Here is a 255-nt window from a genome sequence, read left to right as displayed (position 1 = left end):
CCTGAACCGACTCCAACCCCACCGGATCCACCGACGCCAACGCCGCAGGCGTCACGAACGCATGCGTGACCCGCTCCTCGGCCAGCAACGACGCCAACTCCACCCCACCGAACACCAACGGCGGAGCGATCACCATCGTCGCCCCACCCGAAAACGCCAACACGAACTCCAGAATCGACGCATCGAAACTCGGCGACGCGAACGCCAACACCCGAGACGACGGCCCCACACCGAACCGAACCCGCTCCTCGGCAG

At 66.3% G+C, this 255-nt stretch carries 1 pseudogene; it reads right to left on the bottom strand.

From position 1 onward, the window contains the following. Positions 1 to 255: pseudogene (locus tag MTX35_RS26400) on the bottom strand (AMP-binding protein); the annotation flags it as partial.

Source organism: Rhodococcus sp. ARC_M12, from assembly GCF_022810385.1.
GTDB lineage: Bacteria > Actinomycetota > Actinomycetes > Mycobacteriales > Mycobacteriaceae > Rhodococcoides > Rhodococcoides navarretei.
The sequence above is the reverse complement of the archived record's forward strand: the minus strand, read 5'-3'. Positions and strand labels throughout refer to the sequence as shown.